Here is a 26157-nt window from a genome sequence, read left to right on the forward strand (position 1 = left end):
TATCTCTCATCTGTAATAAGATCCCTTAAAGAAATATGTGAATCTTTTTATTTCTACTTTCTTATAATTGTCTTTCAATATGTTTTGTTTCCATACACAAAACATTCAATAAGACGATGTCCCTATGAAAGATAGCTACCCTCCTTGTGCAGCATTCCATAAGAATGTTGCTTTTTTTTATTTAAAAGCAGGATTCTTATTTCTTATTTTCGAATTTGTATATACAAAATGCTATAAATCACCACTACTTCTCTACCATTTACAAATACATATACGTCATATGTAAAGAGTTACCCACATAAAAATTACTATAGTGATTTTTATGAATTAAAGTTTCACTTTACTTATGCACTTACGAAAGGATGGGACGAAAATTGGCATATGAAAGATTTGTACTTTGGAATGAGGCAGTTATTGATACAACGAAACAAAAAACTTACATAGAACTTGAAGAAAGAGGCTTACAGTTTGGAGATGGTGTCTATGAGGTTATTCGCCTATACAAAGGAAACTTTCACTTATTAGATCCGCATATCACAAGATTATATCGCTCCATGGAAGAAATAGAATTAACACTCCCTTTCTCAAAAGCAGAACTTATTACCCTACTTTATAAACTAATTGAAAATAATAATTTCCACGAAGATGGCACTATTTATTTACAAGTATCTCGTGGTGTACAAGCTCGTACCCATACATTCTCATATGACGTCCCTCCAACAATCTATGCCTATATTACAAAGAAAGAAAGACCAGCATTATGGATTGAATATGGTGTACGCGCTATATCAGAACCAGATACGCGCTGGCTACGCTGTGATATCAAATCATTAAATTTATTACCAAATATATTAGCTGCTACGAAAGCCGAGCGCAAAGGTTGTAAGGAGGCACTTTTCGTACGAAATGGTACTGTAACTGAGGGCAGCTGTTCTAACTTCTTTCTAATCAAAAACGGAACTCTTTACACACATCCAGCTAATCACCTTATTTTAAATGGCATTATTCGTCAATATGTCCTTTCTTTAGCGAAAACCCTTCGCATTCCTGTACAAGAAGAGCTTTTCAGCGTTCGGGATGTTTATCAAGCCGATGAATGTTTCTTTACAGGAACGACGATTGAAATTTTGCCGATGACTCATCTTGATGGAACGGCAATCCAAGATGGTCAAGTTGGCCCTATTACTAAAATGCTACAAAGATCCTTTTCTCAAAGCTTGTTACAATCCAATATGTCATCTTCTTAAACACGAATAATTTCTATCCTTTCTACATTCAATATATGTATTTAAATGGAAATCAAGGTATAGATTTATGCCTTGATTTTTTCTTGTAATCTTTTTGTCATATTCAGATTCCCGCATAAGTCTTGACAGTAATCGACATGCTCTTTAGAATTTTTAACAGTTGGTAAATATTTCTTCACTACATTACAGACAGAAAGGAATCGACAAATTATGAAAAAATACCTTGCCGGTCTTGCGGCAGTGTCTGTAGCAGGAGGAGCAGCACCTACACTTGATAGTGTTCAAGCTGCCCCAGAACAAAATTCACAAAAAGCTGCTACAACTGTCCAAGCTTCTGCATCAAACAGCTCATCTTATACGGTAAACGCTAGCGTATTACATGTTCGTGCAGGATCAAGCACTTCTCACGACATCATCTCACGCGTTTATAACGGTCAATCTTTAAACGTGATTGGCCAAGAAAATGGTTGGTTCAAAATTAACATTAATGGACAAACCGGCTTTGTTAGCGGCGAATTTGTATCAAAAAATGGAGCAAACAATTCTAATGTAAGTACAACAGGTGGAAACAATAAAGTTACTGCCGATGTATTACGTGTACGTACAGCTCCTAACACTTCTAGTTCTGTTTCTGGACGTGTATATGAAGGACAAGCTTTAAACGTAATTGGTCAAGAAAATGGTTGGGTGAAAATCAACCATAATGGACAAGTTGGCTACGTAAGTGGCGAATTCGTATCTGGCGTTTCTTCTAATGCAGGTTCTTCAAACAACAATACGAATAATAACAACCAAGAATCTGTAAAACCAGCAAGCGGAAACTATACAGTAAATGTATCTTCCCTTCGTGTTCGTACAGGTCCTAGTACTTCTCATACAACTGTAGGTTCTGTTACAAAAGGACAAGTAGTTCAAGTTGTTGGCGAAGTGCAAGATTGGTTCAAAATCAACTATGCGGGACAAACTGCTTACGTAAGCAAAGACTATGTAACAAAAGGCGGTTCTAACGACAACGTTGCACAAGGAAACAACCAAGATAACAAACAAGAACAAAACAATAATGTAACTGTACAAACTGGCGGCACTTACGTTGTTAACGCAACATCTCTACGCGTTCGTACAGGCCCTGCTACTTACCATAGCGTAATTGGTGGCGTATTGAATGGTACGACATTAAACGTAATTGGATCTGAAGGTAGCTGGTTTAAAGTTAACTATCAAGGAAAAACAGGCTACGTTAGTAGCGAATTCATGAAATTCGTTAAAGGTGGCACTACTACTCCTGAGCAACCAAAGCAACCTGAACAACCTAATCAAGGTGCAATTGGTGACTACTACATCAATGCTTCTGCATTAAACGTACGTAGCGGCGAAGGTACAAATTATAGAATCATAGGCGCACTTCCACAAGGACAGAAGGTTCAAGTAATCTCTGAAAACTCTGGATGGAGCAAAATTAACTACAACGGCCAAACTGGTTACATCGGAACACGTTATCTTTCTAAAACACCAGTTGGTGGCGCAGTAGATAATAAGCCTAACAACAACCAAAATAACAATCAAAACAATAACAACAATAATACAGGTAATAATAGCGGTGACAGTTCTTCCATACTTGCATATGCAAAAGGAATGCAAGGTGTACCGTACGTTTGGGGCGGTACTTCTGCTAACGGTGTTGACTGTAGTGGTTACATTTACCACGTATTTAAGAAATTTGGTCATAACATTAGCCGTCAAAGTGTTGCGGGATATTGGGGTAGCCTACCACAAACTTCAAATCCACAACCAGGCGACTTAATTTATTTCCAAAATACTTATAAATCAGGTCCTTCTCATATGGGTATTTACCTTGGGGGCGGATCATTTATCCAAGCTGGAGATAAAGGTGTAGCAATCGCTTCATTAAGTAACTCTTATTGGAAGAGCCATTTCTTAGGATACACAAAAGCACCTTAAGTTATATTGTTTGAGCCTTCTAGATTACTAGAAGGCTCTTTTTAATATGTTTCACCTATATCCACGAACAAATAATGTATCTATTTCCCTATTTCATACACCATATTCTACAAAAACAATCCATAACGTTATCACAATGTATATATTTACATAAAAAACATAACCTATTTCATGTCCATTTATTTTATATGTGTTTTTTCAAAGAATTTTCTTTTTATTTAAACTTTTCGTTAGACGTTTGACCTCCGATGTCCATTATGATAAGTTACTTAAGATGTTATATTCGCAAAAGTATAGACAACTGGTTTATACACTTTTTTACTATGAGGAAGGAGCATACACTGCATGAATCTTTTATGGGGAATTGGCGGCGTGATTGGAGTATTAGCAATTGCTTTCTTACTATCTTCCAACCGCAAAGCTATTAATTGGCGCACGATTTTAATCGCGCTAGCATTACAAATGTCATTTTCATTTATCGTATTACGATGGGATGCCGGAAAAGCAGGTTTAAAACACGCTGCAGATGGCGTTCAAGGATTAATTAATTTTTCTTACGAGGGAATTAAGTTCGTTGCTGGGGATTTAGTCAACGCAAAAGGCCCTTGGGGATTTGTATTCTTTATTCAAGCACTACTTCCAATTGTATTTATTAGTTCATTAGTAGCAATCTTATATCATTTCGGTATTATGCAAAGATTTGTTAGTGTCGTTGGTGGTGCATTAAGCAAACTTCTTGGAACTTCTAAAGCAGAAAGTTTAAACTCAGTAACAACTGTATTTTTAGGACAAACTGAAGCTCCAATCTTAATCAAACCTTACTTAGCACGTTTAACTAATAGTGAATTCTTCACTATTATGGTAAGCGGTATGACAGCTGTTGCCGGATCAGTTCTTGTCGGCTATGCAGCAATGGGCATTCCGTTAGAACACTTATTAGCAGCAGCAATTATGGCAGCTCCATCAAGTTTATTAATTGCGAAACTAATTATGCCAGAAACAGAAAAAGTAGATAATAACGTTGAGCTTTCTACAGAACGTGAAGATGCAAACGTTATTGATGCAGCGGCACGTGGTGCATCTGAAGGTATGCAACTTGTTATTAACGTAGCAGCAATGTTAATGGCTTTCATCGCATTAATCGCTTTATTAAACGGTTTATTAGGATGGGTTGGTTCTTGGTTCGATATTAAACTTAGCCTTGATTTAATCTTCGGTTACTTACTATCACCATTTGCAATCTTAATCGGGGTTTCTCCTGGTGAAGCTGTACAAGCAGCAAGCTTTATCGGTCAAAAACTTGCAATCAACGAGTTCGTTGCATACGCAAACTTAGGACCACACATGGCAGAGTTCTCTGACAAAACAAATCTAATTTTAACATTCGCAATCTGTGGATTCGCAAACTTCTCTTCTATCGCAATTCAGTTAGGTGTGACTGGAACACTAGCTCCTACTCGCCGTAAACAAATTGCACAATTAGGGATTAAAGCAGTTATCGCTGGTACACTAGCGAACTTCTTAAATGCAGCAGTTGCAGGTATGATGTTCCTATAAAATAAATCAAAGCCCCCTCTTTTTAAAGAGGGGGGCTTTTTATTATGCTCCTTATTTTTTCGGTATATATTAAATACTTTATGTCGAAATATAAAAACATTATGATAAAATAATTAGTAAGTCTGTTTATTTTTTCTTACAAAAGAGGGATACTACTTGTTGTTGCTCTCTTCAAAAGAATCTAGTCATCCGGTCTATTTCTTAATAATTGCGCATACTACAAATATCCTTGCATGAATTATCTTTAAGGAGGAAAGTTTTGTGAAAGATAACTTCTATAAAGTCCTCTCTATGTGGATTTTACAAATTTTATTTTATTTTACAACTGTACATGTAACGCAATATGAGCATGCTCTCATTTTTACAATTATCTATGTAATTGTTAATGTACTATTTCTATTTTTGGCTGATAAAACTGCATTTGTTTTCTTCATATTAGGAACCATTATTTCGGTGTTCTACCTATTCTACCAAGCATGGCTTTACTTATGGAGTACATCAGAACAATGGGAATACATTATTACTCACTTCCTAATGGCAGCGAACTTCTTCATCGTATATATCTCCACTCATTTATTAAAGAAGGTTATTCATGAAAATAAAGAATTAACCGAACGTGTGAGAACGTTAGAACAATACATTGGAGAATCAAAATTATTAACAAGACAAGAATTCGAAAGACGACAAGCATTATTAATAAATGCAATGAATCGTCGTAATGAAACAGGCGTTATGATTTACTTTGACTTCGCTTCCTTTAGTAAATATACGAAGGAAAGTGTTATGGACCGTGTAGCTTCATTATTAGTTGAAACGGTAAGAGCTGACTTTGACCTTGTTGCTGAGTATGATAACAACACATTAGTCATTTTATTACAAAATACAAATGAAGCTGGTGCCGATATTGTAATGAACCGTCTACAGCCTAAAATGGAAAAATGGCTTGCAGCTGAGGCAATTCAGGACATTAAGATTAAACGAGAACAAATAGCTACAAAAGGACCGACAGTATTATGATGACACTCGTTATACTCCTTTTATTCCTCCTGTTTTGCGTACTTGTTTTTTGGATCAGCATCACATTTTCAATTAAATATGTACTTATTTTTACAGCTTTTCTGTTCTCTGGCTTACTCGTTTACTATTCTTTCTTAACACTTGCGGGCTTAGTTCACCGAAATAGGAAACGAAAAGATCGTACGCTAGAACATTATCCAAGTGTCGATATTTTAATACCTGCCCACAATGAAGGCGTAGTTATTAAAGATACTTTAGAGGCGATGGCGAAGATTGAATATCCAGGCAAACTAACGGTTTATTTATTAAACGATAACTCTCAAGATGAAACACCTGAAATCGGTGACGATTTTGACAAAGCTTATGCTCATATTCGTCATATTCGTGTTCCGGCGGGTGAACCAAAAGGGAAATCACGTGTATTAAACTATGGTCTTAGTATTTCAGATGGTGAATACTTCTGTGTTTATGATGCAGATAACCAGCCTGAACCACATGCTCTGCGAATGCTTGTGGAACACGCTGAAACAACCGAGGATGCTGTTGGAGCAGTTGGACACGTTCGTACTGTAAATGAAAAAAGAAACTGGTTAACACGAATGATTTCGTTAGAATTTCAAATCTTTCAGCTCCTTATGCAATCCGGACGCTGGTTACTATTCCAAACAGGTTCACTAACAGGAACAAACATGCTTCTTCGTCGCTCTGCATTAGAAGAGCTTGGCGGCTATGATCCCTATGCAATTGCAGAAGATGCTGAATTAACATTACGAATTACACAAAAGGGCTATCTCTTACCAATCGTTCCAGAATCGGTTACATGGGAACAAGAACCTGAGCATTTAAAAATTCTTATTAAGCAACGTACACGTTGGCTCCAAGGGAACTTGTACATTTTAGAAAAAATGTTTTCTTCATTGAGTTTCTTTAAAGGAAAACTTCTCGTCCATTCCTTACAACAAGTTTTAGTGTATGTTGTATTTTGGCTATTCTTAATCATTTCGAACGTTTGGTTTGTAATTGGATTACTCGGGATATTCCAAATTCAATATAGCATACCACTACTATTTATGTGGTATGTCGCATATATTACATATGTTTCTCAATTATTTAGTGCCCAGAGTGTGGAACGAACCTTTACACCAACTAATATTTTCATTAGTGTTATCATGTACTTTACGTACGCACAGCTCTTTACGTACTTATTCATTCGTAGCTTAATTTTATACTTACGTGCAAAGAGCAAGAAACAAGTCATTGGCTGGGATAAAACAGTTCGATTCAAAAAAGATAAATAAAAATAAGCACAGAGCGCCGTATGCTCTGTGCTTATTTATTGCCGTATAAATTATATATCAGACAATACCCCTTAGCTGAAAGTAATTTCACGTCCATCCCCCAACGAACGATCGACCTTCATTTATATACGAAAAAGTGATTGCTATTTTTGTAGAACCAATTGCTTCTCTTGCTGTTCTTTGCGCGTTTCAGTCTTAGGTTCCGTGCTTTCTTGGACACTACGATGTGCCACACGTTTCAAACAAATATGCTTCCACTTTCTTTCGTAACGTTTCATTATTCTAGATGTCCCCCTTGAATGCGCTTTAAAACTATTTGAAATCGCTTACAGGAAATAATATAGCACATATACATAAACGTGACAACACATTTCCGACAATTTTTTGTCAAAAATACGAATAGAATTTGTAGAATATCGAATATTGTCGAAATTCATCGTTTTTTCTTCGTATAAAAGGCATACTACTTATATAGTAAAGTATTTTATTTCCCTTACTTGCAGTTCAAATTCCTTCTATATAAAAAAGAGCTGATATGAAATCAGCTCTTTTCCTTCTATTATTTATGTCGCTTCATACGTCCTTCTTTTTGTAACTCTTTAAACAATGCTGCCATCATAAAGAAAATAACAAAGACGAATGGGAATGCCGCAATGATAGCTGCCGTTTGCAAGGCTTCTAATCCGCCGATATATAATAAGGTAGAAGCTATAGCGGCTAGAACGATACCCCAAATCATTTTAATACGGTTTGGTGGATTTAAACTACCATGTGTCGTTAACATCCCTAAAACAAATGTTGCAGAATCTGCAGATGTAATAAAGAATGTTGCAATAAGTAAAATACCTAAAACCGATAAAGCTGATCCAAAGCTACCCATCTGATCGAACATAGCAAATAGTCCTACTTCTGTTCCCATTTCTTTTACTTTGTCGAAAATATGCGCATTACCAAACAGCTCCATATGAATACCAGTCCCGCCGAAAACGGAGAACCAAAGTGCACCAATTACGGTTGGTACGAGTAATACACCAATAACAAACTCACGAATGGTACGCCCTCGTGAAACACGTGCAATAAATGTACCTACGAATGGTGACCATGCAATCCACCATGCCCAATAGAAAATGGTCCATGACTGAATCCATTGATTTCCGCCTTCATCTAAAGGACTTAAACGGAAACTCATACTTGGCAATTCCTGAATATAAGAACCAATCGTTGAAGTGAAGTAATTCATAATAAAATTTGTTGGACCTGCAAATAATACAATTATCATAAGTGCAAATGCCAAAATAATGTTCGTATTACTTAAATATTTTATTCCTTTATCAAGACCTGTCTGCGCAGATAACATGAAAAGAACGGTTACGATTGCAATAATAACTAACTGTGTCGTTAATGAATTCGGGATAGATGTTAAATAACTAACACCACCTGCAATTTGTTTCGCACCAAGACCTAATGATGTCGCAACACCAAACACCGTCGCGAAAACAGCTAACACATCAAATGAGTGAGCAATACGCCCATGTTCCCCGCCCTTAAATAACGGACCTACTGTCGCACTAATCGTACTTGCTTTTCCTTTTCTAAAAGTAAAGTAAGCAATACATAACGCTACAAACGCATATAGTCCCCACGGATGTAATCCCCAATGGAAAAATGAAAAACGCAGTGCAAGACGCGCACTTTCCTCAGTTGCCCCTTCTCCAAACGGAGGTGCGTATAAATGGTTTAATGGTTCGGCAACGCCCCAGAAAACTAAACCGATACCCATACCAGCACTAAATAACATAGCAAACCATGTCATATAACTATAATCAGGTTCGTCATCATCTTTACCTAAACGAATAGAACCGTACTTCGAAACAATTAAAAAGATAGACACACCTAAAATAATAGAAACAGAAATAATATAAAACCATCCAAACTTACTAACTAATGCAGTTTGAATTGCGGTTGTTACATTTCCTAGGCTACCTTTTCCAATAATAGATTCGGGAATAATCCCCCAAAGTGTAAATGCAATACATAATGTTAATGAAACGATGAATGTTTTTGTCAGTTTCCTCATCAAATCCCCCTTCGTAGGTTTCACTTTTGTAAATAACATAAATTCCGATATGTAAAATCGGATAGAAAACTATAATTTTTGTGGTGATTTTCTTACCTTCACCTTCACCAATTCGAATTCTTATGGACAGCCTTACCTTCCGTATAACCTTTTCACTCTGCAAGAGCTACGAGATAGAAATACTGCTGTCAAATTGTGCGAGAAAAATGCGGATAGGAATGTGTTTTCCCAAAAAAGGATGTGTTACAGATGTAAAAAAGGGCAAATTTCTTCCTTGCAACCCTTTCTTTTTGTAACAATTATGCGGTTTTTTTGCTAGTATATAGCACGTGTTTATAGTTTCACAAACGAAATGTTTATGTTTATATAACTATATTACCCATAAAACGGTAAAATACTCAAGGAATGTAATCGTTTAGTAAAAATCTTGTAACACTCTTGCAATATTTTTATTTACGCCGAAAACAATATGTTGTATTAAATATTTTGAATATAAGTAGAAACCTACTAATCATATAGAATGAAAAACGCTTTCCTATATCTTTTGTTATATTACAGGATGTTAACGACTTATTACGAATGGTTTGTAATTGTGTGTTTTCCCGAAATCCGAAAAAATCTGTTGCTATAATGAGGACACGAAAACAAACGCAATGGAGGCTATCATGAAAAAATTAATTGGAATAGCAACAGCAGCAGTTTTTGGTCTTGGGATTTTCACATCATCTGCTAATGCAGAAACTGTTGTAACAACAGACGTACTAAATGTACGCGAAAACCCTACTACTGAATCAAAAGTTGTCGGTAAATTACTAAACGGTAATAAAATAGATGTACAAAATACAGAGAACGGATGGTCAAAAATCACTTTAGATGGTAAAGACGCATTCGTAAGTGCAGAGTTCACAAAAAGCATCTACTACGTAACAGCTAACGTATTAAACGTACGTGCTGAAGCGAACACAAACTCAGAAATTCTTGGGACGCTTAAGAAAGACGATATGATTGAAACAACGAACCAAGTACAAAATGAGTGGTTACAATTCGAATATAACGGGAAAACTGCTTATGTTCACGTTCCTTTCTTAACAGGTACAGCACCTGTTATTGAGAAACAAGAACAACCTGCTCCTGCTAAAACTGTAGCACCAGCTAAAGCACCTGTAGCACAAGCAAAACCAGCTGCTAAGCCTGCTGTGAAAGCTGCTGAAACTAGCACACCTTCTGGTGGTCGTGAGTTAACAGTTGTAGCTACAGCATATACAGCTCATCCGAGTGAAAACGGTGGCACATATGGCGGCCGTGTATTAACTGCAATGGGTCATGACTTAACAGCGAACCCAAACATGAAAATGATCGCTGTTGACCCGAAAGTAATCCCATTAGGATCTAAAGTATGGGTAGAAGGTTACGGAGAAGCTATCGCTGGAGATACTGGCGGTGCAATTAAAGGTAACCGTATCGATATCCTACTTGGATCAGATAGTGCTGCCCAAAAATGGGGACGCAAAACTGTTAAAGTGAAAATTTTAAAATAACCAATGACTGCGAAAGCCGGTTCTCTTTGTTGAGAGCTGGCTTTTATTTTTTTATAATAGCTATAAAGGGGGCTACGTCCATGAATGTACAAGCAAAAGTAGACTGGATCGGTACACCAAAACCGTATATATATAAAGATGAAGTAACATACGACGCTACTTCCATTGATTTCTCACTTGCGGGCGATGACAATCGCTATAAATTAATTGTGCTCAAGTCTGAAGAAAATACACATTACAAAATTGTGAAATACGGCATAAAGCCAGGCTCCCAAAAGCCATTTCCTATTGATATGCCATTTGAGCAAGACATGTTACCAATTGTAGAACAAATATTACATGATCCATATGTACAAGCGGTCTTAAAAGAATCTCGCTTCTAATAAAAAAGACTATCTCATTGAGATAGTCTTTTTCATTAACGAGTTGGACCAGATACTTCCTCTGATTTCAACGTATTATTCGCTCCAAGAGAATGGTACAATATCTTTCCATTTCCATTCACAGTAACAATATGGTCATTATTAAAGCTTTTGAACTTCACAGATCCATCACCGTAACGAATATGATACTCTTCATATGTTGTTACTTTATATTTCGTTTCACTTTGACGCTCTACATTGCGAATTTCCATTGTTAATAAATCTTCTGTAATTCCTTTTTTGTGTAAATATTGTATATAATCACGGTCTTCCTTGTACGATTTCCCGCTCTTATCATAATTACTTTCAATTAGACTAAAATCATTTAATGAAATCGCACGCACATTATCATAAAGATGATTTCGTACAAAGTCACCAACAGCCGAACTTGATGTTTCTTTCGGGAATTTTAAATAATACGTGCTTTGGTCTCCAATTTTAATACTTTCAGATTTCATCACACCAAAATCAGTAGTTTTCTCTAAGTGTACTTCCACTGTTTCGTCTGTCGATACAGGACCAAGATTATAACTTCCGTAATTTAATTTCCCACGTTTTTTACCGTTCACAAATACAGTTGCATCATTTTCATCAGAAGAAATCGTTACATACTTTCCTTCCATCGATAATTTAACTTCCACTTTCGCATCTTTTTCATCTGCCAAGTCCACTTCTTTTTCTGTTTCTAACTCAGTTAATTCCGTCTTCGCTTTTGCCTTTACAACATAGGAACCAGGGAAGTATGGACCAACTTCTTTTGACGTTTTATCATTTGATAGCTCCGTCTCTTTCTTATCATTCACATAAATTTCAGCAGTCTTCGCAGTCGTGCTTACATTCATATAATAAGATTTCATGTTTAATTTATACTTCGGATATAAGAACCATTCTTTCCCGTCTTCTATAATTTGACCATCTTTAAATGATGCTTTATCACTTGCTAGATTTTGATTCACTGTCTCTCTTTGTAAATAAGATAGCAGCTCTTTATTATAAGAAGGATTTTCTTTTAAATAACGGATGTACCCCTTAATATCTTCAACTTTAATTTTCAAACTCGGATCATCCACTTTTACAAACTCATCAATTGCATTCACATCTTTCTTTTGGAACGCTTCAATCATAACATTGACCTGTTTTTCTTTTGAAAACTTGCTTGCACCAAATTTATATGCACCGAACAATATAGCAAAGATAATAACAAAGCCTATAAGTAACATTATATTTTTCTTACTTTTCACTGGCTTTATTTCTCGTTGTACTTCTGAACGGGAAGAAGCTGTTTGATCAGCAATTACTTCTACCTTACTTCCACAATCGGAACAAAAATTCAAATTATCCGCAACTGGTTTATTACATTTCCCACAAAACTTCAAATGGCTCTCCTCCTTATTTTTTTACTAACTTCATACCGGCGAATGTTAATGCGTAAGAAAGAAGAAAACTACCTACTATTAAATGCAGCGTGCTACTTTGAATAGAGAATAATGGCCCAGAAATCCCAGCAAACTCCTTCATAACTTCTTTACTCCCTGAAGCCTCAATATGAATTTTCGCCAATCCATTTACACAAAGCATCATCACAGTATAAACCGCACTAAACACAGCGATAGTTACGTACATATTTTTCATCGGATATTGAGCTAATTTCATTCCAGCTCTAAATAGTAAAATACATGGTAATAAAATTAATAATCCCCACCAGTGCATATAGGAATTGAAGTCATCAATTTCTTTTACTCGTTTAAGATTAGCTCCGTTAGCAACTTCCAGATCTTTTAATGACGTACCATTTATTGATATTCCCGACGTATAAGATAAATGCAATGGACCTTTCTCCACTAAATATCTTCTCATTTCTCTATCCATATCTCCCCATTCAATTGCTGTTGGAGCAAAGTGAGCCATATTCCACATGTATGGTGTTGCTTCTAATGAAATTAATGTTTTATATGTTTTCTCAGGAAAATCAATTGGTCCCACTGACTTTGAACTGCTAAATAAAATTGTAATAAGTATAATACCAAATGTAATAAGCAATCCTTTTAATACAGTTACTACACTATAGTAAATAGATGTTGCATATGGAACGCTTCGAATCATGGAAGATAATAGACGATGCGGTCCTGCTTGAATGCACATACCAATAAAGGTAAATAATAAACCAAATATAATGCCATACAATAAACTAACAAGATGAGAATAACCAATATCGATTGTCATCGTTTGATAGAATTGAGAAATTGTCGTAGAAGAACTTGCGATAAAGCTTACGATACACAAGAAAATCCCATATACAATACCAATAACACTTGATGTTAGTAACTTCTCACGCCAAACAGTAGAAGGATTTCGTCTCTCTACAAAGAATCCAATTCCTCCTAATATAAGCGCCGGAATAGTTAACAAAATGAATAATGGGAAATGAAGAATAAATGACATCGTATATGCCCCGCTCCCACTAACTTCAAGGCCTATTAAATGATACATTAAAATTAGTGGTGCTATGCCGATGAAAGATTGATCAACAGTAGCCATATTCAGCATACCATTCATATTTGTAAGCATCGTTTTCACTAGATCGTTAATCGCCGCATCAACAATTAAGCTGCCAATCCAACCGGCTATAAACATACATACGATTGCAAGCCCACCACCAAACAAACCTTTTTTTAAAGTACTTCCAGATGAACTTACATGTAATGGTAAACCTTCATCTGGTAATCTTGTTTTCATTTCTTTTTTCATAATACCTAATAAGGAATCCCCGCATTTCTCACAATACGTAGCATTTCCTTGACTTTCTACTCCACACGTTCGGCAATACTTTGAGTCTTTCGGTGCTAACATAACTTCACTTTCTACACTACCTGTACTTGTTCCATCATGCGTACAATAATTCGCTACATCCGACTGTTCTAAACCACAAGTTTTACAATACATGTTCCTCACTCCTTACTTTGCTTCATACCACAAACTGGACAGAATGTAGCCTCTGTTGCAATTTGTTCATCACATGAAGTACATGATCCGTTTTCATCATTTTTTGTTTGAAGGAGTAACTCGTTTTCTTTCCCGCACTGTCCACAAAATTTATCATTTAATGATAATGGGCCGCCACAGCTACACTGCCCTTTCTGTCCTTGATTCTGTAAATTAGCAATTTGCTTACGCGTGTTATAAATAGCAACATCAAGCTCTTGTACTGGTTCTATAATATTTGTTAACACATCTACTCGAACTTCATCATTGCGGAGTTGCATATATACCGTTTGACCAAGTTCCAGCAAAACTTCAGTTTTCGCCTGTAGTTTCTCTTGCGTAATTCTCTTTAATTGCGCAACCTCCTGTGCTACTTGCAACTTCATCTTTCCTTGCTCAATTCCCTCTTGCAATTTGTTCATACCGTTACCCAACTTCGCTTGTAAATCTGACAAACTATTTCTCCTCCTATAAATATATAGTAATATATAAAATTAACATTTTATATATTACCATGATTTTCAAGTAATGTAATCTAAATTTCATTTTTTCTGTTTTGAGCATTTTTTGTTTATAATGGTAAAGGAAAGAAATATGTGTACGGAGGAATATTATGCTGCAACACTCAATTACGAAAGATGAAATTATGATGATTGCGAATGAGTTCGTTCAAGGACTAGATCCACAGCAAACAGCTGATCAGGAACATGTCGCTACAGCTCGGCACCTATATCGTAGTGGTGTTGTCTACAATGTTGACTTTGATGGTTATACGCTATCAGGAACTGTAGATGCTGAAGGCAGCGTATATAGCGTCCATATCCCGATTCGTAACGTCGCTGAAAGCTATTGCGATTGTTTCGCACCAACGCAATGTGAGCATATGCTCGCTGTGTTACTATCTGCAGCGTCTAGTTTTGGGCAAGTAGGAGATGTATTAACTTTATTTAAAAATAATACGAAACCTTCCCTTCCTCCTATTCGAACTGCAAGACAAGTATTGCAATCATCAGCTTTTGAGGAAAGCGATTATAAAAGTTGGCAATCATATTTTGATAACGAATATGAATCATTTAAAAAAGAACAAGCTCGGCTTACTTATAAACAAATGTATTTTCTTATGAGTATTTTTACAGACTTCTATACGAAACTCGAACGGAAAGCTCCGCGTATCATTGCGATACATGAGTTGTTCAGGCTACATGCAGCGCTTTATTGCTTTCAAAAATTATTAGAAGAAATTCAGGACTTTGAAGCAAATAAAACGTATTCTTATCATCAGCCTGTTAATGTCGTTCGCCTATTTGTAGATAAAGTGGAATCCATCGTTCGGGACTTACAATCAGAAGCGATTCCTTCAGAGTCTGAATCAATTTTGAAAGAAACTGCTCGTCTCGTTCACGAAGTATTCTTCTCCACCGACGCCTATACGCAAGAGAGATTCTTTATTTATCGTCACATATGGAGTGAACTCTTACACAATAAAGAGCAACTGCAAGAAGAAGAAAAACGAATCGATACGAAAATCAATCCACTTTCCAAAGCATTAGCATCTTCTCATCTACTCTTTTTAAATGACGAAGATTTACTAGCGATGGACTTACTCAAAAAACAGCCTGCTTCTGTTGTAAGTCTGTACTTCTATTGGTTAGAAGAGCTATTAAATACAATGCAATGGGATCGTGCGAAAAACTGGCTTTCCTTTACGTATAAACAAGTGAAACAAACGATATATGAGCACGAAAATACGGTTTTCATCAAAGATATCGTTCGCTTATTTGTCATCATGTACGAAACGTATGCAACCCATACAAATGAACAAGCTGGACTCGAAATGATTTTGCAAGAGCTATTACCATACAGTTTCGCCAACTATGAGCAATATGTACTCGCGAAAAAGCAGTATCGCACATGGACAGAACTTCATCTCTTACATGGGTTTGAAGCAATTGAACTTTTGAAAGAGCCGCTGAAAGATATCGAAAAGGAAGCGCCAGAAGCGGCACTCCCTCTTTATCACCTTGCTGCTACTGAGGCCATTGAAGAGCGAAATCGCAAATCATATAGACGTGCAGTTCGTTACTTAAAGAAATTGCGTACATTATATAAACGATTAAAGCGCACTGATGAATGGGATGCTTTCATTATTCACATCGCAAACTTACATTCACGTCTACGTGCACTACAAGAGGAATTACGGAAAGGAAAATTAATCGATGATCAATCAAACTGAAGTAACAATTAGGCTCCAGCACGTTAGTCAAGGTTGGTTCCTTTGGGGAGAAGATGACAGCGGTACTCCATTATCCGTAACAAGCTGGAAACGAAATGCATTTACATGGCACTCTACTTCCTTCTACGGTACGTTTCTAAAAGAAGCAACCTTTGAAGGAAAACAAGGTGTTATCCTAACAAACGCACAAGCATTTGAATACATCGCGAATAAACCGATGAACTCCTTTGCCCATATTCAAATGAACGGTCCTATTACAGCACTTACGAAAGATGCAAATGAATTATGGGATGCCTTCGTCAGCGGTAGCTTCGTACCCGATATGGAGCGTTGGCCCAAACACCCATCTTGGAAAGTTCAACATACACCGATTGAAGATGACACATTAGCATCTCTTTTCTCATCCGCGGTAAATGAAAGTATATTACAAGATAACCGTTCGAACGACGGATGGGAAGATGCAAAGAGACTTTATGAACATTACGACTTTACGAAAAGACAATTGGACGCAGCACTACATGAAGAAGATTGGCTTCGAAAAATTGGTTACATTGAAGATGACCTTCCCTTTACAATTGGCCTAAGGCTACAAGAGCCGCAAGAAGAATTTGAAATGTGGAAGCTTGAAACAATTGTTACACCAAAGCGCGGGGCTCATCGCATATATGTATATGAGAGTATCGATTCTTTGCCAAAACGATGGCACGATTATGAAGAACGTATTCTTGAAACACAAGAAGGCTTCAGTAGACTTGTACCGTGGTTAAAAGACGGTGATACATTCCGAAGTGAAATCTTTGAAACAGAAGCATGGAACTTCTTAACAGAAGCAAGTAACGAATTACTTGCCGCAGGTATTACGATTTTATTACCATCGTGGTGGCAAAATTTAAAAGCGACAAAACCAAAATTACGTGTGCAGCTGAAGCAAAATGCCACACAAACGCAATCTTTCTTCGGTATGAATACACTCGTTAATTTTGACTGGCGTATTTCAACGAACGGCATTGATTTATCAGAAAGCGAATTTTTCGAACTCGTTGAACAAAACAAACGGTTATTCAATATAAATGGTCAATGGATGAGACTAGATCCAGCCTTTATTGAAGAAGTACGAAAGCTCATGAACCGTGCCGATAAGTATGGACTCGAAATGAAAGATGTCCTTCAGCAACATTTATCAAACACTGCTGAAACAGAAGTTGTAGAAGAGGATAGTCCGTTTACCGATATTGAAATTGAACTAGATGGATATTATGAAGATCTATTCCAAAAACTATTGCACATTGGAGATATTCCAAAAGTAGATGTCCCTTCTTCACTAAACGCAACACTCCGTCCATATCAACAACATGGCATTGAGTGGTTATTATATTTAAGGAAGCTTGGGTTCGGCGCATTATTAGCTGACGATATGGGGCTTGGAAAAAGTATTCAAACGATTACTTACTTACTATATATACAAGAGAACAACCTCCAAACAGGTCCTGCCTTAATCGTGGCACCGACATCTGTTCTTGGAAATTGGCAAAAAGAATTTGAACGTTTCGCACCAAATTTACGTGTTCAGTTACATTATGGAAGTAACCGAGCGAAAGGCGAATCATTTAAAGACTTCCTTCAATCAGCAGATGTTGTATTAACATCTTATGCATTGGCTCAGCTTGATGAAGAAGAACTTAGTACGTTATGCTGGGATGCTGTTATTTTGGATGAAGCGCAAAATATTAAAAACCCACATACGAAACAGTCAAAAGCAGTACGAAACTTGCCAGCTAATCACAAAATTGCTTTAACCGGTACACCGATGGAAAACCGACTTGCCGAGCTTTGGTCTATTTTCGACTTCATTAATCACGGATATCTCGGCAGCTTAGGACAATTCCAGCGCCGCTTCGTCTCACCGATTGAAAAAGATCGTGACGAAGGAAAAATCCAACAAGTTCAACGTTTTATCTCACCATTTTTACTACGACGTACGAAGAAAGATCAAACAGTCGCATTAAACTTACCAGATAAACAAGAACAGAAAGCTTATTGTCCACTTACCGGTGAACAAGCTTCCTTATATGAACAACTTGTTCAAGATACATTGCAAAATGTAGAAGGATTAAGCGGGATTGAAAGACGCGGATTTATATTACTAATGCTGAACAAACTTAAACAAATTTGTAATCACCCTGCTCTTTATTTAAAAGAAACAGAACCGAAAGACATCATTGAACGTTCCATGAAAACGAGCACGCTAATGGAACTAATTGAAAATATAAAAGATCAAAATGAAAGTTGCTTAATCTTCACACAATACATTGGTATGGGCAACATGCTAAAAAATGTGTTAGAAGAACATTTCGGTCAGCGCGTCCTCTTCTTAAACGGTAGTGTACCGAAGAAAGAACGTGACAAAATGATCGAGCAGTTCCAAAACGGAACGTATGACATTTTCATCTTATCGTTAAAAGCAGGCGGAACTGGCTTAAACTTAACAGCTGCCAACCATGTCATTCACTACGACCGTTGGTGGAATCCAGCTGTAGAAAACCAAGCAACAGACCGCGCATATCGCATTGGTCAAAAACGCTTCGTTCACGTTCATAAACTTATTACAACGGGAACACTCGAAGAGAAAATTGATGAAATGTTAGAGAGAAAACAATCACTAAACAACGCCGTCATTACAAGCGATAGTTGGATGACCGAACTATCTACAGATGAACTAAAAGAATTGCTTGGTGTATAAACAAAAGGAGCTAATCTCAAAAGATTAGCTCCTTTTTCTATTCCAAAACCAATTACTTATTATAATCCCTGTTAATCCGCCGCACGTATCCAGTAATGAATCTTGCCACATCGGTGTACGATCTCCCGTAGTCCATTGATGAATTTCATCAAATGTTGCATATCCCGCAACGAAAAGGAGAGCGTATATAAAACACCTTTTTCTCGAATAACCCAATCGATGAAAAGCATAATACACCAATGAACCAAGCATAAAGAACACCATAAAATGAGCACCTTTACGAAGGAAAAACTCAATAAATCCGCCTACACCTTTATTTGCAATGCTAACAGGTGTACCACCGCCGTAATCGATAGATACCCATGAAAAATGCTCTTTCACAAACTCAACATTTACATATTGTTCAATATCCGAGCGCATATCCTGCTTTTTATATGGTTGTGCCGAGGAATAGAAAATTAACCCCATCCATAGTAAAACAGGAATCCAAAATAACCATTTACGATTCATTCTTCCGAAACCCCTCTCTTAGTCTTTTAAGAGTACCAAAAAAAATAATAAATTTCACGCCAAAACATGACATTCGCGCCCTATTTATATAGTGAAAGGGGGTGATAAACATGGCAGTTGAAACAATCGTAATGGACTTAACTTTACGTCTTGTCTTAAACAATGGAGTAGATAAGAACGGAAAAACAGTTTTCAAGAACAAACAATTTAAGCGTGTAAAAACAAACGCAAACTTAGAGCAAGTACAAAACGTAGCACGTGCCCTTGCTTCCTTACAAACATTACCACTTCACGCTGTACAACTTGTTAGCACATCAGATCTTTCTAGCCTATAAGATGAAACTTTAATTAGCGGGGGTTCATCCCCCACTGATTATTAGCCAACACCAACAGCTGGATAAATAAAAAGGAGGAAATAAAGCATGCAAGTACTAGAATTAATTTTCGCGAAAGAAGATGGAAAAACCGTTATTTTTTCTATCGAGAACCCCATCACACCCATCGATGCACAAGTCGTAAATCAAGTAATGGATACCATCCTTGCCTCATCTGTATTTTCATCAATGAATGAAAATACCCGAAAAAAAGGCGCTCGTCTCGTAGAAAGGAATGTATCTGAAGTTCCAATTAACTTATAAACAAAAAGACGAATCTGCATCATTTTGCAGATTCGTCTTTTTTCTTCGGCATTTCAATTGGAATAAAGATTTTTGAAAAACCGACGCATACATATTTATAGTGTTCTCCGCCGATATCAAATTCCGTCTTATATGTTGAGAAGAATATATAATCATCTCGCTTCGTATAATGATCGATTAATAATCCAACTTGTGGCTCAACATATTTTTTCGCCAACTTCTTACCAGCCGATGCTAAATCGCCAAGGAGACCCTCTTCATTTTCTTTTTGAACTTCGTCTAGCTTCTTACTTACATCATTACGTTTCATAAACTGCTTTGCTGCCCAGTCCGTATATTCACCTTTACTCGGGTTACTATTTGCTAAATATACTAGAAGAACAACAACTAGAGCCATAACAATATACCTTTTCTTCATATTATCTCACCGCCTACTCTTTTCTATTTTCATATATATGTACAAGCGATGCAAATTAGAAAGACTATCATCTATTGATTGTAAACGAATAACTAAAATTTACAATACGAAACAAAAGATTAACAATTATTTTACTTAATTTGTATATAATGATATTAATAACATTTTATAAGGGAGGACTCAGAGTTATGAACGATGAAAATGATATTATTATTTCTAATTCTACAATGATGTTAGAGCCTTACAAGCACCCTTATTATTGCACAAAAGTTATCGACAGTAGCGGGAACCATTTTTATTCCTGCCAAACCGCTCTTCAACTCATCAAGAAATCTTGTCTAACCAATGTTCACTCTACTTATCAAGGCAGACGTAAAGCAGTTCAAACAAACTTTAATTTCAAACAAAATGTCCCGATTCCAATTAATCATAGAGAATATATTTGTGCTTTCCCAACAGAATCTCCTTCTTCTCCAAACTGTATATGGCTATTTTATAATCATATAGATGACATAGAATTTTTCAAACAGAGTAAAAAAGCTACCATTCATTTTTCAAATGGCACTACTACAACAATACATATCAGTCCCCATAAGCTAAAACAACAATTATTAAAAGCTGGATACGTATTATCACGTATGAACATGCAAGATTCACTACAATTCAAAAACCTCTTATTACATTTACTACCTTAACAAAATAAGTAGAATGGAAAGCAATATCCCTTGCCTTCCATTCTTATGATAATATTTATCCTCTTAAGCTATTTCGCATTTTCTCAAGCGCTTGCCGATACACCCATCTTACTTGATAATAGGTCATCTCTGTCTCTAAAGCGATTTCCCCCAGCGTCTTTCCTACAAAAAAACGTTCAAAAATAATATGCTTCTCCTTCTCATCTAATACACTCATAAATTCCTTCACTCTCATTTCAACATCTTCAAAATGAAAGGTATCTTCATATTCTCCTACATATACACACTTTTCTTGCACTGCAAACTCTTTCTTCAATCTTTCTAATATATAACCACGTACCGTTACAACTGCATATACGGGAAAGCTTCCTTTCTCTGCATCAAACTTTTCATACGCATGCCAAAGACCGATTAAACCACATTGATAATATTCTTCATGATCTTGATAAATACCTAGCTTCTTTATTTGATTTATAATCATACCTTCATACAACACAACTGCCTCTTTAAAAGTTGCTGGTTTCACACAGTGCCCACTTCTAAAAGGTATACCTCTTTGTTATTCCGCCGGTACCTCCACAATATAAAAATAAAGAAGTGATTTCACTGTGAGTAATTTCAAATACTACCGCTGAAATTTGAAATTACATGAAGTAGAATTTGAAATTCTGCTGGTGGTATTTGAAATAAGAGTAAAAATAAAAAAGGTGACTCTTGGGAGAGCCACCTTTTAATCTAATCATATTATACCGGCAAACCAGGTAAAAACTTTGCCATCAATACAACAATCGCAGCTAAGAATACTGCCTTAATAATGAATAAAATGATAATTGGAATAGCTGCTTTCACTTTACTTAATCCTGCTGTAACTTGTAATCCTAACCAAATTAAAATTAAATTCCATAAAGAGAACACTTCGATTGAATTACCGATTCCGTATACAAGTGAGCCTTTCTCAAATAACGGCCCTAAACTTGTATACGCAGTTGGTGCAGCACCTAAAGTTAAAGCTATAATACCATTAATAAGTCCACCAATAATAACAATAATATCCGCGTATACAATAATCATTACTATTTTTTTATAAGAAGTATCATTCCCGTAAAACATCATAAACACTTTATAAATAGCTGCAACAACTAATGTCGCAATCATAACACCTACTATTCCCCATATCGTACTAGAAATTACATCTGATACAAGCGAGCCCTGCTCTGCAAGTGCACCACCTAATTTCTTTTGCATTTCAATCATCTCAGGTGATGTATACGTAATATACGAATTTAAACCACCTACAAGCCCTTGTAATAGCGCCACTATGAAGAACATACCCCAAACTTTCTCAGTCGTCCTCATTCTCTCAAACTGTAAACCAGGAGAAGTAATCATTCCAAATAATGATGGCTTCTCACCACCAGCTTTTTGTGTATTCACATTTGCTTCCATTATAACGCCTCCTTCTATTTATATAACCCGTTCTAACGGGCGGTTCACTTCCTCACATAGAGGCTACGAACCGCCCACTAGAACGGTAATTTGTAGTAGAGAGCCCCCCTCTCTACTACACTATTACTTACTCATAACGTAATGCTTCAATTGGATCTAATTTCGCAGCTTTATTCGCTGGAATTAATCCGAAAATAATACCAAGTGTCATCGAGAATAATACGCCACCAACGACAACTTCCCATGAAACAAGTGGTGGCCATTTTGCGAATGTAGAAACGATATATGCTCCGCCATATCCAAGACCAATTCCAATCAAACCACCTAGAAGTGTTAACATAACTGCTTCAATTAAAAACTGTAATAAAATTTTACTACGCGTTGCTCCAAGTGCTTTACGTATTCCAATTTCGCGCGTACGCTCCGTTACAGATACGAGCATAATATTCATAACACCGATACCACCAACGACTAATGAAATACCTGCAATACCGCCTATGATCATCGTCATAATACCAGTTACTTTAGAAACATTTTCTTGGAATTCTTTTAAATTTACCAGTTCATATTTACCTGGAATTTCACTTGGCTTACGACTATTTAATACATCAACAGCTTTTTTCCCCGCTGCTTCTAAGTCATCTACATTTTTAGCTTGAATTGCGATATTTTGAATATCATCTGTTCCGTATAAAACAGGCCATAACGTAAGGGGGATTAATGCTTCTTCCATTTCAAATCCCATAAACTCATTATCAGATTTATACACACCAATAATTTGCATTGGCTGCCCCTTCATCTCAATAATTTGTCCAACTGGGTTTACGTCCTTAAATAATGTTTCCTCTGTTTTTGTACTAATCATCACAACATTATTTGCATGAGTAATATCTGATTCACTTAAAGTACGTCCCTTTACGACCTTTACTTTATTAACCGCAAAATATTCATTATCAAGACCAATAATATTCAGATTTGCTTTTTTATCATTTACATCAAGCACCTCTGAATTCTGGTTTGTCGTAATAACGTGTGAAACATCTTTCACTTGTTTTACTTCCAAAATATCCTCTTCCGTTAACTTCGGCATTTGAAATCCGCCCATAGCAAACTCATCATTAATATCTGCTTTAAATTGAATTGGCATAAGATTATTACCACCAGAACCTGCGAATTTCGACTTCAGCATCGCTTCCCCGCCTTGCCCAATTGCAACGACAGTAATAATCGAACCTACTCCGATAATAATACCGAGCATCGTAAGAGCTGAACGCAGTTTATGAGCTAAAATAGAAGATAGGGCAATTTTTATACTATCTAGTAAACTCATACCGCACACCTTCTATCTTCTGTAATTTTCCCATCTCGCAGTACAATGCGGCGGGAAGAATACGCTGCTACTTCCTCTTCATGCGTAACCATAACAATTGTTGTACCTTCTGCATTAAGCTTCGTAAAAATATCCATAACTTGCTCACCAGACTTCGTATCAAGTGCACCAGTCGGCTCGTCGGCCATAATGAACGTTGGATTATTCGCAATCGCTCTTGCAATTGCTACACGCTGCTTCTGTCCACCTGACAATTCGTTCGGTAAATGATGCACGCGGTCTGCTAATCCGACTTTACCTAATGCCTCTAAAGCACGCTTGCGACGTTCTGCTTTCTTTATGCCGCCATATACGAGCGGAAGCTCAACATTTTCGACTGCTGAAAGACGTGGAAGCAGATTAAAGTGCTGAAACACAAAACCGATATATTCATTACGAATTAAAGCAAGCTTTGACTCGTCTGCTGTTAAGATATTCACATCATTCAGCATATATTCGCCTTCTGTTGGACGATCTAAACAGCCGATAATATTCATAAGCGTTGACTTACCAGAACCAGACGGCCCCATAATCGAAACGAACTCGCCGCCTTGAATCGTTAAACTAATACCATGCAAAATCGGCACTGCCAATTTTCCTTGATAATACGTTTTAGCAATATTATTTAGCGTGATCATTTCTCTTTCACTTCCATTCCGTCATACACATCGTCGGAAGGATTTTTAACCACCTTTTGCCCCACTGTTACGCCTTCAGTAATCTCTGTCCAGTCTCCATCAGTAGAACCTTTTTTCACATTTTGTTTACGAAGCTTTCCTTTATCCTCAACATAAACAAATGCATCATCGCCTTTTTCTACAATGCTCTTAGTCGGAACAGCAACCATCTTCTTATTCTCTAAATTTACTTGCAATGAAACATGATAACCTGGAGATAAACCATCTTGACTATCAAGACTTGCTTTATATGTATATTGGGACATATTTTGAGTCGCTTCACCCATACCACCAGCTTGAGCCATCTCTGCACTCGTTGGGAATTCACTTACCTCTGTAATCTTACCTGTCCACTTCTGCTTATTATTTGCTTTCGCCGTTACAGTAAATGTTTGATCCTTTTGAATTTGTGACTTTTGAAGCTCAGTTAACGTCCCTTGGATTTGGAACGGATCTTTAGAAGCCACTTGTAAGAAGGCTTTCCCTTGACCACCTAACGCTTGAGATGAACTGTGCGCCGCATCTTTATCTAACTTTTGAACAACACCAGCAAAGTTACTATAAATCGTAAGCTCTTTCTGCTTTTTACTTAACTCTTCTTTCTGCAACTTCCCTTTTTCTTTCTCAAGATCCGTTGTCTTTTGCGCCATCTCTAACTCACTTACTTGCTCTTCCATCGGATCTGTTACTTCTTTCCCAGCTCCGCCATCTTTCGCCTTTTTAATTTCTTTCTTCAACGAATCAATCTTCTTCTTCCCTTGATCATAACGCATATCTGCCATCTTCTGATCAAGCTCAGCTTGCTTCATTTGTAAATTAATCTCTTCATTATCATAAGAGAATAACTTCGCACCTTTCTCTACCTCTTGTCCTTCTTTTACCTCAATATCTTTCACTTTTCCTTTAGTCGGATCCGCATAAAAACTTTCGATATTCCCAGGCTTCACCTGACCAGAAATCAACTTCGTATTATTCAGCTTACGCTCTGTCACTTTCTCGAAACTTACAGCATCAGCAGATGTTGATGCCCCCTTCTTCTTGCCTTGCATAATAAAAATATTAACTGCTGCTACAATAACAATTAGTGCAATAACCCCGATAATAATCCATTTCTTCTTCTTGTTTGGAGTACGAACCGTATTTGGTACCATATTCTCTCTCCTTTTTATAACTTAATAGTTTAATATAAAAATTGTATAAAACTTTCTGGAAACAAAATACATATTATTACATTCTTTTTACAAAGTTTTACACATCCATTTTTATTGTAACAAAAATTTCCATGATTAGAAATATGACATTATGTCTTTTAAGATAGATTTAAGGAAAGATTA

General features: G+C 36.6%; 24 protein-coding genes. 12 read left to right on the top strand and 12 right to left on the bottom strand.

The features are described 5' to 3' along the window. Positions 1 to 362: 362 nt before the first annotated feature. The 5 genes from DN390_RS01980 (at position 363) to DN390_RS02000 (ending at position 7078) form a co-directional block, all read left to right on the top strand. A complete protein-coding gene (locus DN390_RS01980) occupies positions 363 to 1247 on the top strand; it encodes a D-amino-acid transaminase (protein WP_179955727.1) in 885 nt (294 codons plus the stop codon). Positions 1248 to 1457: 210 nt separating this feature from the next. After that, complete coding sequence (locus tag DN390_RS01985; protein ID WP_098198250.1) at positions 1458 to 3206, top strand: C40 family peptidase; 1749 nt, start codon at positions 1458 to 1460, stop codon at positions 3204 to 3206. A gap of 345 nt (positions 3207 to 3551) precedes the next feature. Next, positions 3552 to 4763, top strand: a complete 1212-nt coding sequence (locus tag DN390_RS01990) for a NupC/NupG family nucleoside CNT transporter (protein ID WP_060632906.1) — start codon at positions 3552 to 3554, stop codon at positions 4761 to 4763. Between the two features lie 261 nt (positions 4764 to 5024). Then, positions 5025 to 5780 carry a diguanylate cyclase domain-containing protein gene (locus DN390_RS01995; protein WP_141529621.1) on the top strand — a complete coding sequence of 252 codons (756 nt, stop codon included), beginning with the start codon at positions 5025 to 5027 and terminating at the stop codon, positions 5778 to 5780. Beyond that, positions 5777 to 7078 (top strand): glycosyltransferase family 2 protein, encoded by a 1302-nt coding sequence (locus DN390_RS02000; protein ID WP_060632908.1) that lies wholly within the window; start codon positions 5777 to 5779, stop codon positions 7076 to 7078. Before DN390_RS01995 ends, DN390_RS02000 begins: the two co-directional genes overlap by 4 nt. 143 nt (positions 7079 to 7221) lie before the next feature. Here the strand turns inward: DN390_RS02000 and DN390_RS31020 are convergent, their stop codons facing one another. Beyond that, positions 7222 to 7356: a hypothetical protein gene (locus tag DN390_RS31020; protein WP_000833067.1), complete on the bottom strand. Its 135-nt coding sequence runs from the start codon at positions 7354 to 7356 to the stop codon at positions 7222 to 7224. A 281-nt stretch (positions 7357 to 7637) separates the two neighbouring features. Next, on the bottom strand, positions 7638 to 9155 hold the full coding sequence (gene opuD, locus DN390_RS02005; RefSeq protein WP_147806471.1) for a glycine betaine transporter OpuD: 1518 nt from the start codon (positions 9153 to 9155) through the stop codon (positions 7638 to 7640). Positions 9156 to 9820: 665 nt separating this feature from the next. Here opuD and DN390_RS02015 point away from each other — a divergent pair. Together DN390_RS02015 and DN390_RS02020 are read left to right on the top strand one after the other, a co-directional pair. After that, positions 9821 to 10693, top strand: coding sequence for a cell wall-binding protein EntA (locus tag DN390_RS02015; RefSeq protein ID WP_060632910.1), 873 nt, complete (start codon positions 9821 to 9823; stop codon positions 10691 to 10693). An 80-nt stretch (positions 10694 to 10773) separates the two neighbouring features. Continuing rightward, the gene (locus DN390_RS02020; protein ID WP_060632911.1) at positions 10774 to 11076 is read left to right on the top strand and encodes a DUF3910 family protein; all 303 of its coding nucleotides are present in this window, start codon (positions 10774 to 10776) and stop codon (positions 11074 to 11076) included. Between the two features lie 35 nt (positions 11077 to 11111). On the opposite strand, the gene DN390_RS02025 is transcribed toward DN390_RS02020, so the two are convergent. From DN390_RS02025 to DN390_RS02035, 3 genes are read right to left on the bottom strand one after another with little or no spacing between them, the layout of a single operon-like run. Then, positions 11112 to 12491 carry a zinc ribbon domain-containing protein gene (locus tag DN390_RS02025; RefSeq protein ID WP_147806473.1) on the bottom strand — a complete coding sequence of 460 codons (1380 nt, stop codon included), beginning with the start codon at positions 12489 to 12491 and terminating at the stop codon, positions 11112 to 11114. 13 nt (positions 12492 to 12504) lie between these two features. Continuing rightward, positions 12505 to 14058 (bottom strand): zinc ribbon domain-containing protein, encoded by a 1554-nt coding sequence (locus DN390_RS02030; RefSeq protein WP_147806474.1) that lies wholly within the window; start codon positions 14056 to 14058, stop codon positions 12505 to 12507. A 5-nt stretch (positions 14059 to 14063) separates the two neighbouring features. Continuing rightward, entirely contained in the window at positions 14064 to 14552 is a 489-nt protein-coding gene (locus DN390_RS02035) for a zinc ribbon domain-containing protein (RefSeq protein ID WP_147806475.1), read from the bottom strand. A gap of 158 nt (positions 14553 to 14710) precedes the next feature. On the opposite strand from DN390_RS02035, the gene DN390_RS02040 reads away from it, so the two are divergent. Together DN390_RS02040 and DN390_RS02045 are read left to right on the top strand one after the other, a co-directional pair. Then, positions 14711 to 16330, top strand: coding sequence for an SWIM zinc finger family protein (locus DN390_RS02040; protein WP_060632915.1), 1620 nt, complete (start codon positions 14711 to 14713; stop codon positions 16328 to 16330). Next, on the top strand, positions 16314 to 19070 hold the full coding sequence (locus tag DN390_RS02045; protein WP_147806476.1) for a DEAD/DEAH box helicase: 2757 nt from the start codon (positions 16314 to 16316) through the stop codon (positions 19068 to 19070). The genes DN390_RS02040 and DN390_RS02045 overlap by 17 nt, the downstream gene beginning before the upstream one ends. A 24-nt stretch (positions 19071 to 19094) precedes the next feature. Here the strand turns inward: DN390_RS02045 and DN390_RS02050 are convergent, their stop codons facing one another. Further along, positions 19095 to 19580 (bottom strand): VanZ family protein, encoded by a 486-nt coding sequence (locus tag DN390_RS02050; RefSeq protein ID WP_147806477.1) that lies wholly within the window; start codon positions 19578 to 19580, stop codon positions 19095 to 19097. A gap of 110 nt (positions 19581 to 19690) precedes the next feature. On the opposite strand from DN390_RS02050, the gene DN390_RS02055 reads away from it, so the two are divergent. Beyond that, positions 19691 to 19915, top strand: coding sequence for a DUF1659 domain-containing protein (locus DN390_RS02055; RefSeq protein WP_147806478.1), 225 nt, complete (start codon positions 19691 to 19693; stop codon positions 19913 to 19915). 87 nt (positions 19916 to 20002) lie between these two features. Next, entirely contained in the window at positions 20003 to 20218 is a 216-nt protein-coding gene (locus DN390_RS02060; RefSeq protein WP_147806479.1) for a DUF2922 domain-containing protein, read from the top strand. A 19-nt stretch (positions 20219 to 20237) separates the two neighbouring features. On the opposite strand, the gene DN390_RS02065 is transcribed toward DN390_RS02060, so the two are convergent. Further along, entirely contained in the window at positions 20238 to 20636 is a 399-nt protein-coding gene (locus DN390_RS02065; protein ID WP_060632920.1) for a DUF4359 domain-containing protein, read from the bottom strand. Positions 20637 to 20824: 188 nt separating this feature from the next. On the opposite strand from DN390_RS02065, the gene DN390_RS02070 reads away from it, so the two are divergent. After that, the gene (locus tag DN390_RS02070; protein ID WP_098952841.1) at positions 20825 to 21331 is read left to right on the top strand and encodes a competence protein ComK; all 507 of its coding nucleotides are present in this window, start codon (positions 20825 to 20827) and stop codon (positions 21329 to 21331) included. A 55-nt stretch (positions 21332 to 21386) separates the two neighbouring features. Here DN390_RS02070 and DN390_RS02075 read toward each other — a convergent pair whose 3' ends face one another. From DN390_RS02075 to DN390_RS02095, 5 genes are all read right to left on the bottom strand, one after another. Next, on the bottom strand, positions 21387 to 21857 hold the full coding sequence (locus tag DN390_RS02075) for a sigma-70 family RNA polymerase sigma factor (protein ID WP_147806480.1): 471 nt from the start codon (positions 21855 to 21857) through the stop codon (positions 21387 to 21389). A 218-nt stretch (positions 21858 to 22075) separates the two neighbouring features. Continuing rightward, on the bottom strand, positions 22076 to 22777 hold the full coding sequence (gene yknW / locus DN390_RS02080; protein WP_147806481.1) for a YknW family membrane protein: 702 nt from the start codon (positions 22775 to 22777) through the stop codon (positions 22076 to 22078). A 127-nt stretch (positions 22778 to 22904) separates the two neighbouring features. Further along, a complete protein-coding gene (locus DN390_RS02085; RefSeq protein WP_060632924.1) occupies positions 22905 to 24107 on the bottom strand; it encodes an ABC transporter permease in 1203 nt (400 codons plus the stop codon). Further along, positions 24104 to 24784 (bottom strand): ABC transporter ATP-binding protein, encoded by a 681-nt coding sequence (locus DN390_RS02090; RefSeq protein WP_000631615.1) that lies wholly within the window; start codon positions 24782 to 24784, stop codon positions 24104 to 24106. The genes DN390_RS02085 and DN390_RS02090 overlap by 4 nt, the downstream gene beginning before the upstream one ends. Beyond that, positions 24781 to 25974: an efflux RND transporter periplasmic adaptor subunit gene (locus DN390_RS02095; protein WP_097950833.1), complete on the bottom strand. Its 1194-nt coding sequence runs from the start codon at positions 25972 to 25974 to the stop codon at positions 24781 to 24783. The genes DN390_RS02090 and DN390_RS02095 overlap by 4 nt, the downstream gene beginning before the upstream one ends. Positions 25975 to 26157 lie beyond the last annotated feature (183 nt).

It is taken from the genome of Bacillus sp. SH7-1 (genome assembly GCF_008042405.1).
In the GTDB taxonomy this organism is placed as follows: Bacteria; Bacillota; Bacilli; order Bacillales; family Bacillaceae_G; genus Bacillus_A; species Bacillus_A thuringiensis_N.

What these genes read in the sequence shown, in the direction of transcription:
- DN390_RS01980 (WP_179955727.1), top strand. Translation starts at nt 363, where the DNA reads ATGGGACGAAAATTGGCATATGAAAGATTTGTACTTTGGAATGAGGCA.
- DN390_RS01985 (WP_098198250.1), top strand. Translation starts at nt 1,458, where the DNA reads ATGAAAAAATACCTTGCCGGTCTTGCGGCAGTGTCTGTAGCAGGAGGA.
- DN390_RS01990 (WP_060632906.1), top strand. Translation starts at nt 3,552, where the DNA reads ATGAATCTTTTATGGGGAATTGGCGGCGTGATTGGAGTATTAGCAATT.
- DN390_RS02000 (WP_060632908.1), top strand. Translation starts at nt 5,777, where the DNA reads ATGATGACACTCGTTATACTCCTTTTATTCCTCCTGTTTTGCGTACTT.
- DN390_RS31020 (WP_000833067.1), bottom strand. Translation starts at nt 7,356, where the DNA reads ATGAAACGTTACGAAAGAAAGTGGAAGCATATTTGTTTGAAACGTGTG.
- opuD (WP_147806471.1), bottom strand. Translation starts at nt 9,155, where the DNA reads ATGAGGAAACTGACAAAAACATTCATCGTTTCATTAACATTATGTATT.
- DN390_RS02015 (WP_060632910.1), top strand. Translation starts at nt 9,821, where the DNA reads ATGAAAAAATTAATTGGAATAGCAACAGCAGCAGTTTTTGGTCTTGGG.
- DN390_RS02020 (WP_060632911.1), top strand. Translation starts at nt 10,774, where the DNA reads ATGAATGTACAAGCAAAAGTAGACTGGATCGGTACACCAAAACCGTAT.
- DN390_RS02030 (WP_147806474.1), bottom strand. Translation starts at nt 14,058, where the DNA reads ATGTATTGTAAAACTTGTGGTTTAGAACAGTCGGATGTAGCGAATTAT.
- DN390_RS02040 (WP_060632915.1), top strand. Translation starts at nt 14,711, where the DNA reads ATGCTGCAACACTCAATTACGAAAGATGAAATTATGATGATTGCGAAT.
- DN390_RS02045 (WP_147806476.1), top strand. Translation starts at nt 16,314, where the DNA reads ATGATCAATCAAACTGAAGTAACAATTAGGCTCCAGCACGTTAGTCAA.
- DN390_RS02050 (WP_147806477.1), bottom strand. Translation starts at nt 19,580, where the DNA reads ATGAATCGTAAATGGTTATTTTGGATTCCTGTTTTACTATGGATGGGG.
- DN390_RS02055 (WP_147806478.1), top strand. Translation starts at nt 19,691, where the DNA reads ATGGCAGTTGAAACAATCGTAATGGACTTAACTTTACGTCTTGTCTTA.
- DN390_RS02060 (WP_147806479.1), top strand. Translation starts at nt 20,003, where the DNA reads ATGCAAGTACTAGAATTAATTTTCGCGAAAGAAGATGGAAAAACCGTT.
- DN390_RS02065 (WP_060632920.1), bottom strand. Translation starts at nt 20,636, where the DNA reads ATGAAGAAAAGGTATATTGTTATGGCTCTAGTTGTTGTTCTTCTAGTA.
- DN390_RS02070 (WP_098952841.1), top strand. Translation starts at nt 20,825, where the DNA reads ATGAACGATGAAAATGATATTATTATTTCTAATTCTACAATGATGTTA.
- yknW (WP_147806481.1), bottom strand. Translation starts at nt 22,777, where the DNA reads ATGGAAGCAAATGTGAATACACAAAAAGCTGGTGGTGAGAAGCCATCA.
- DN390_RS02085 (WP_060632924.1), bottom strand. Translation starts at nt 24,107, where the DNA reads ATGAGTTTACTAGATAGTATAAAAATTGCCCTATCTTCTATTTTAGCT.
- DN390_RS02090 (WP_000631615.1), bottom strand. Translation starts at nt 24,784, where the DNA reads ATGATCACGCTAAATAATATTGCTAAAACGTATTATCAAGGAAAATTG.
- DN390_RS02095 (WP_097950833.1), bottom strand. Translation starts at nt 25,974, where the DNA reads ATGGTACCAAATACGGTTCGTACTCCAAACAAGAAGAAGAAATGGATT.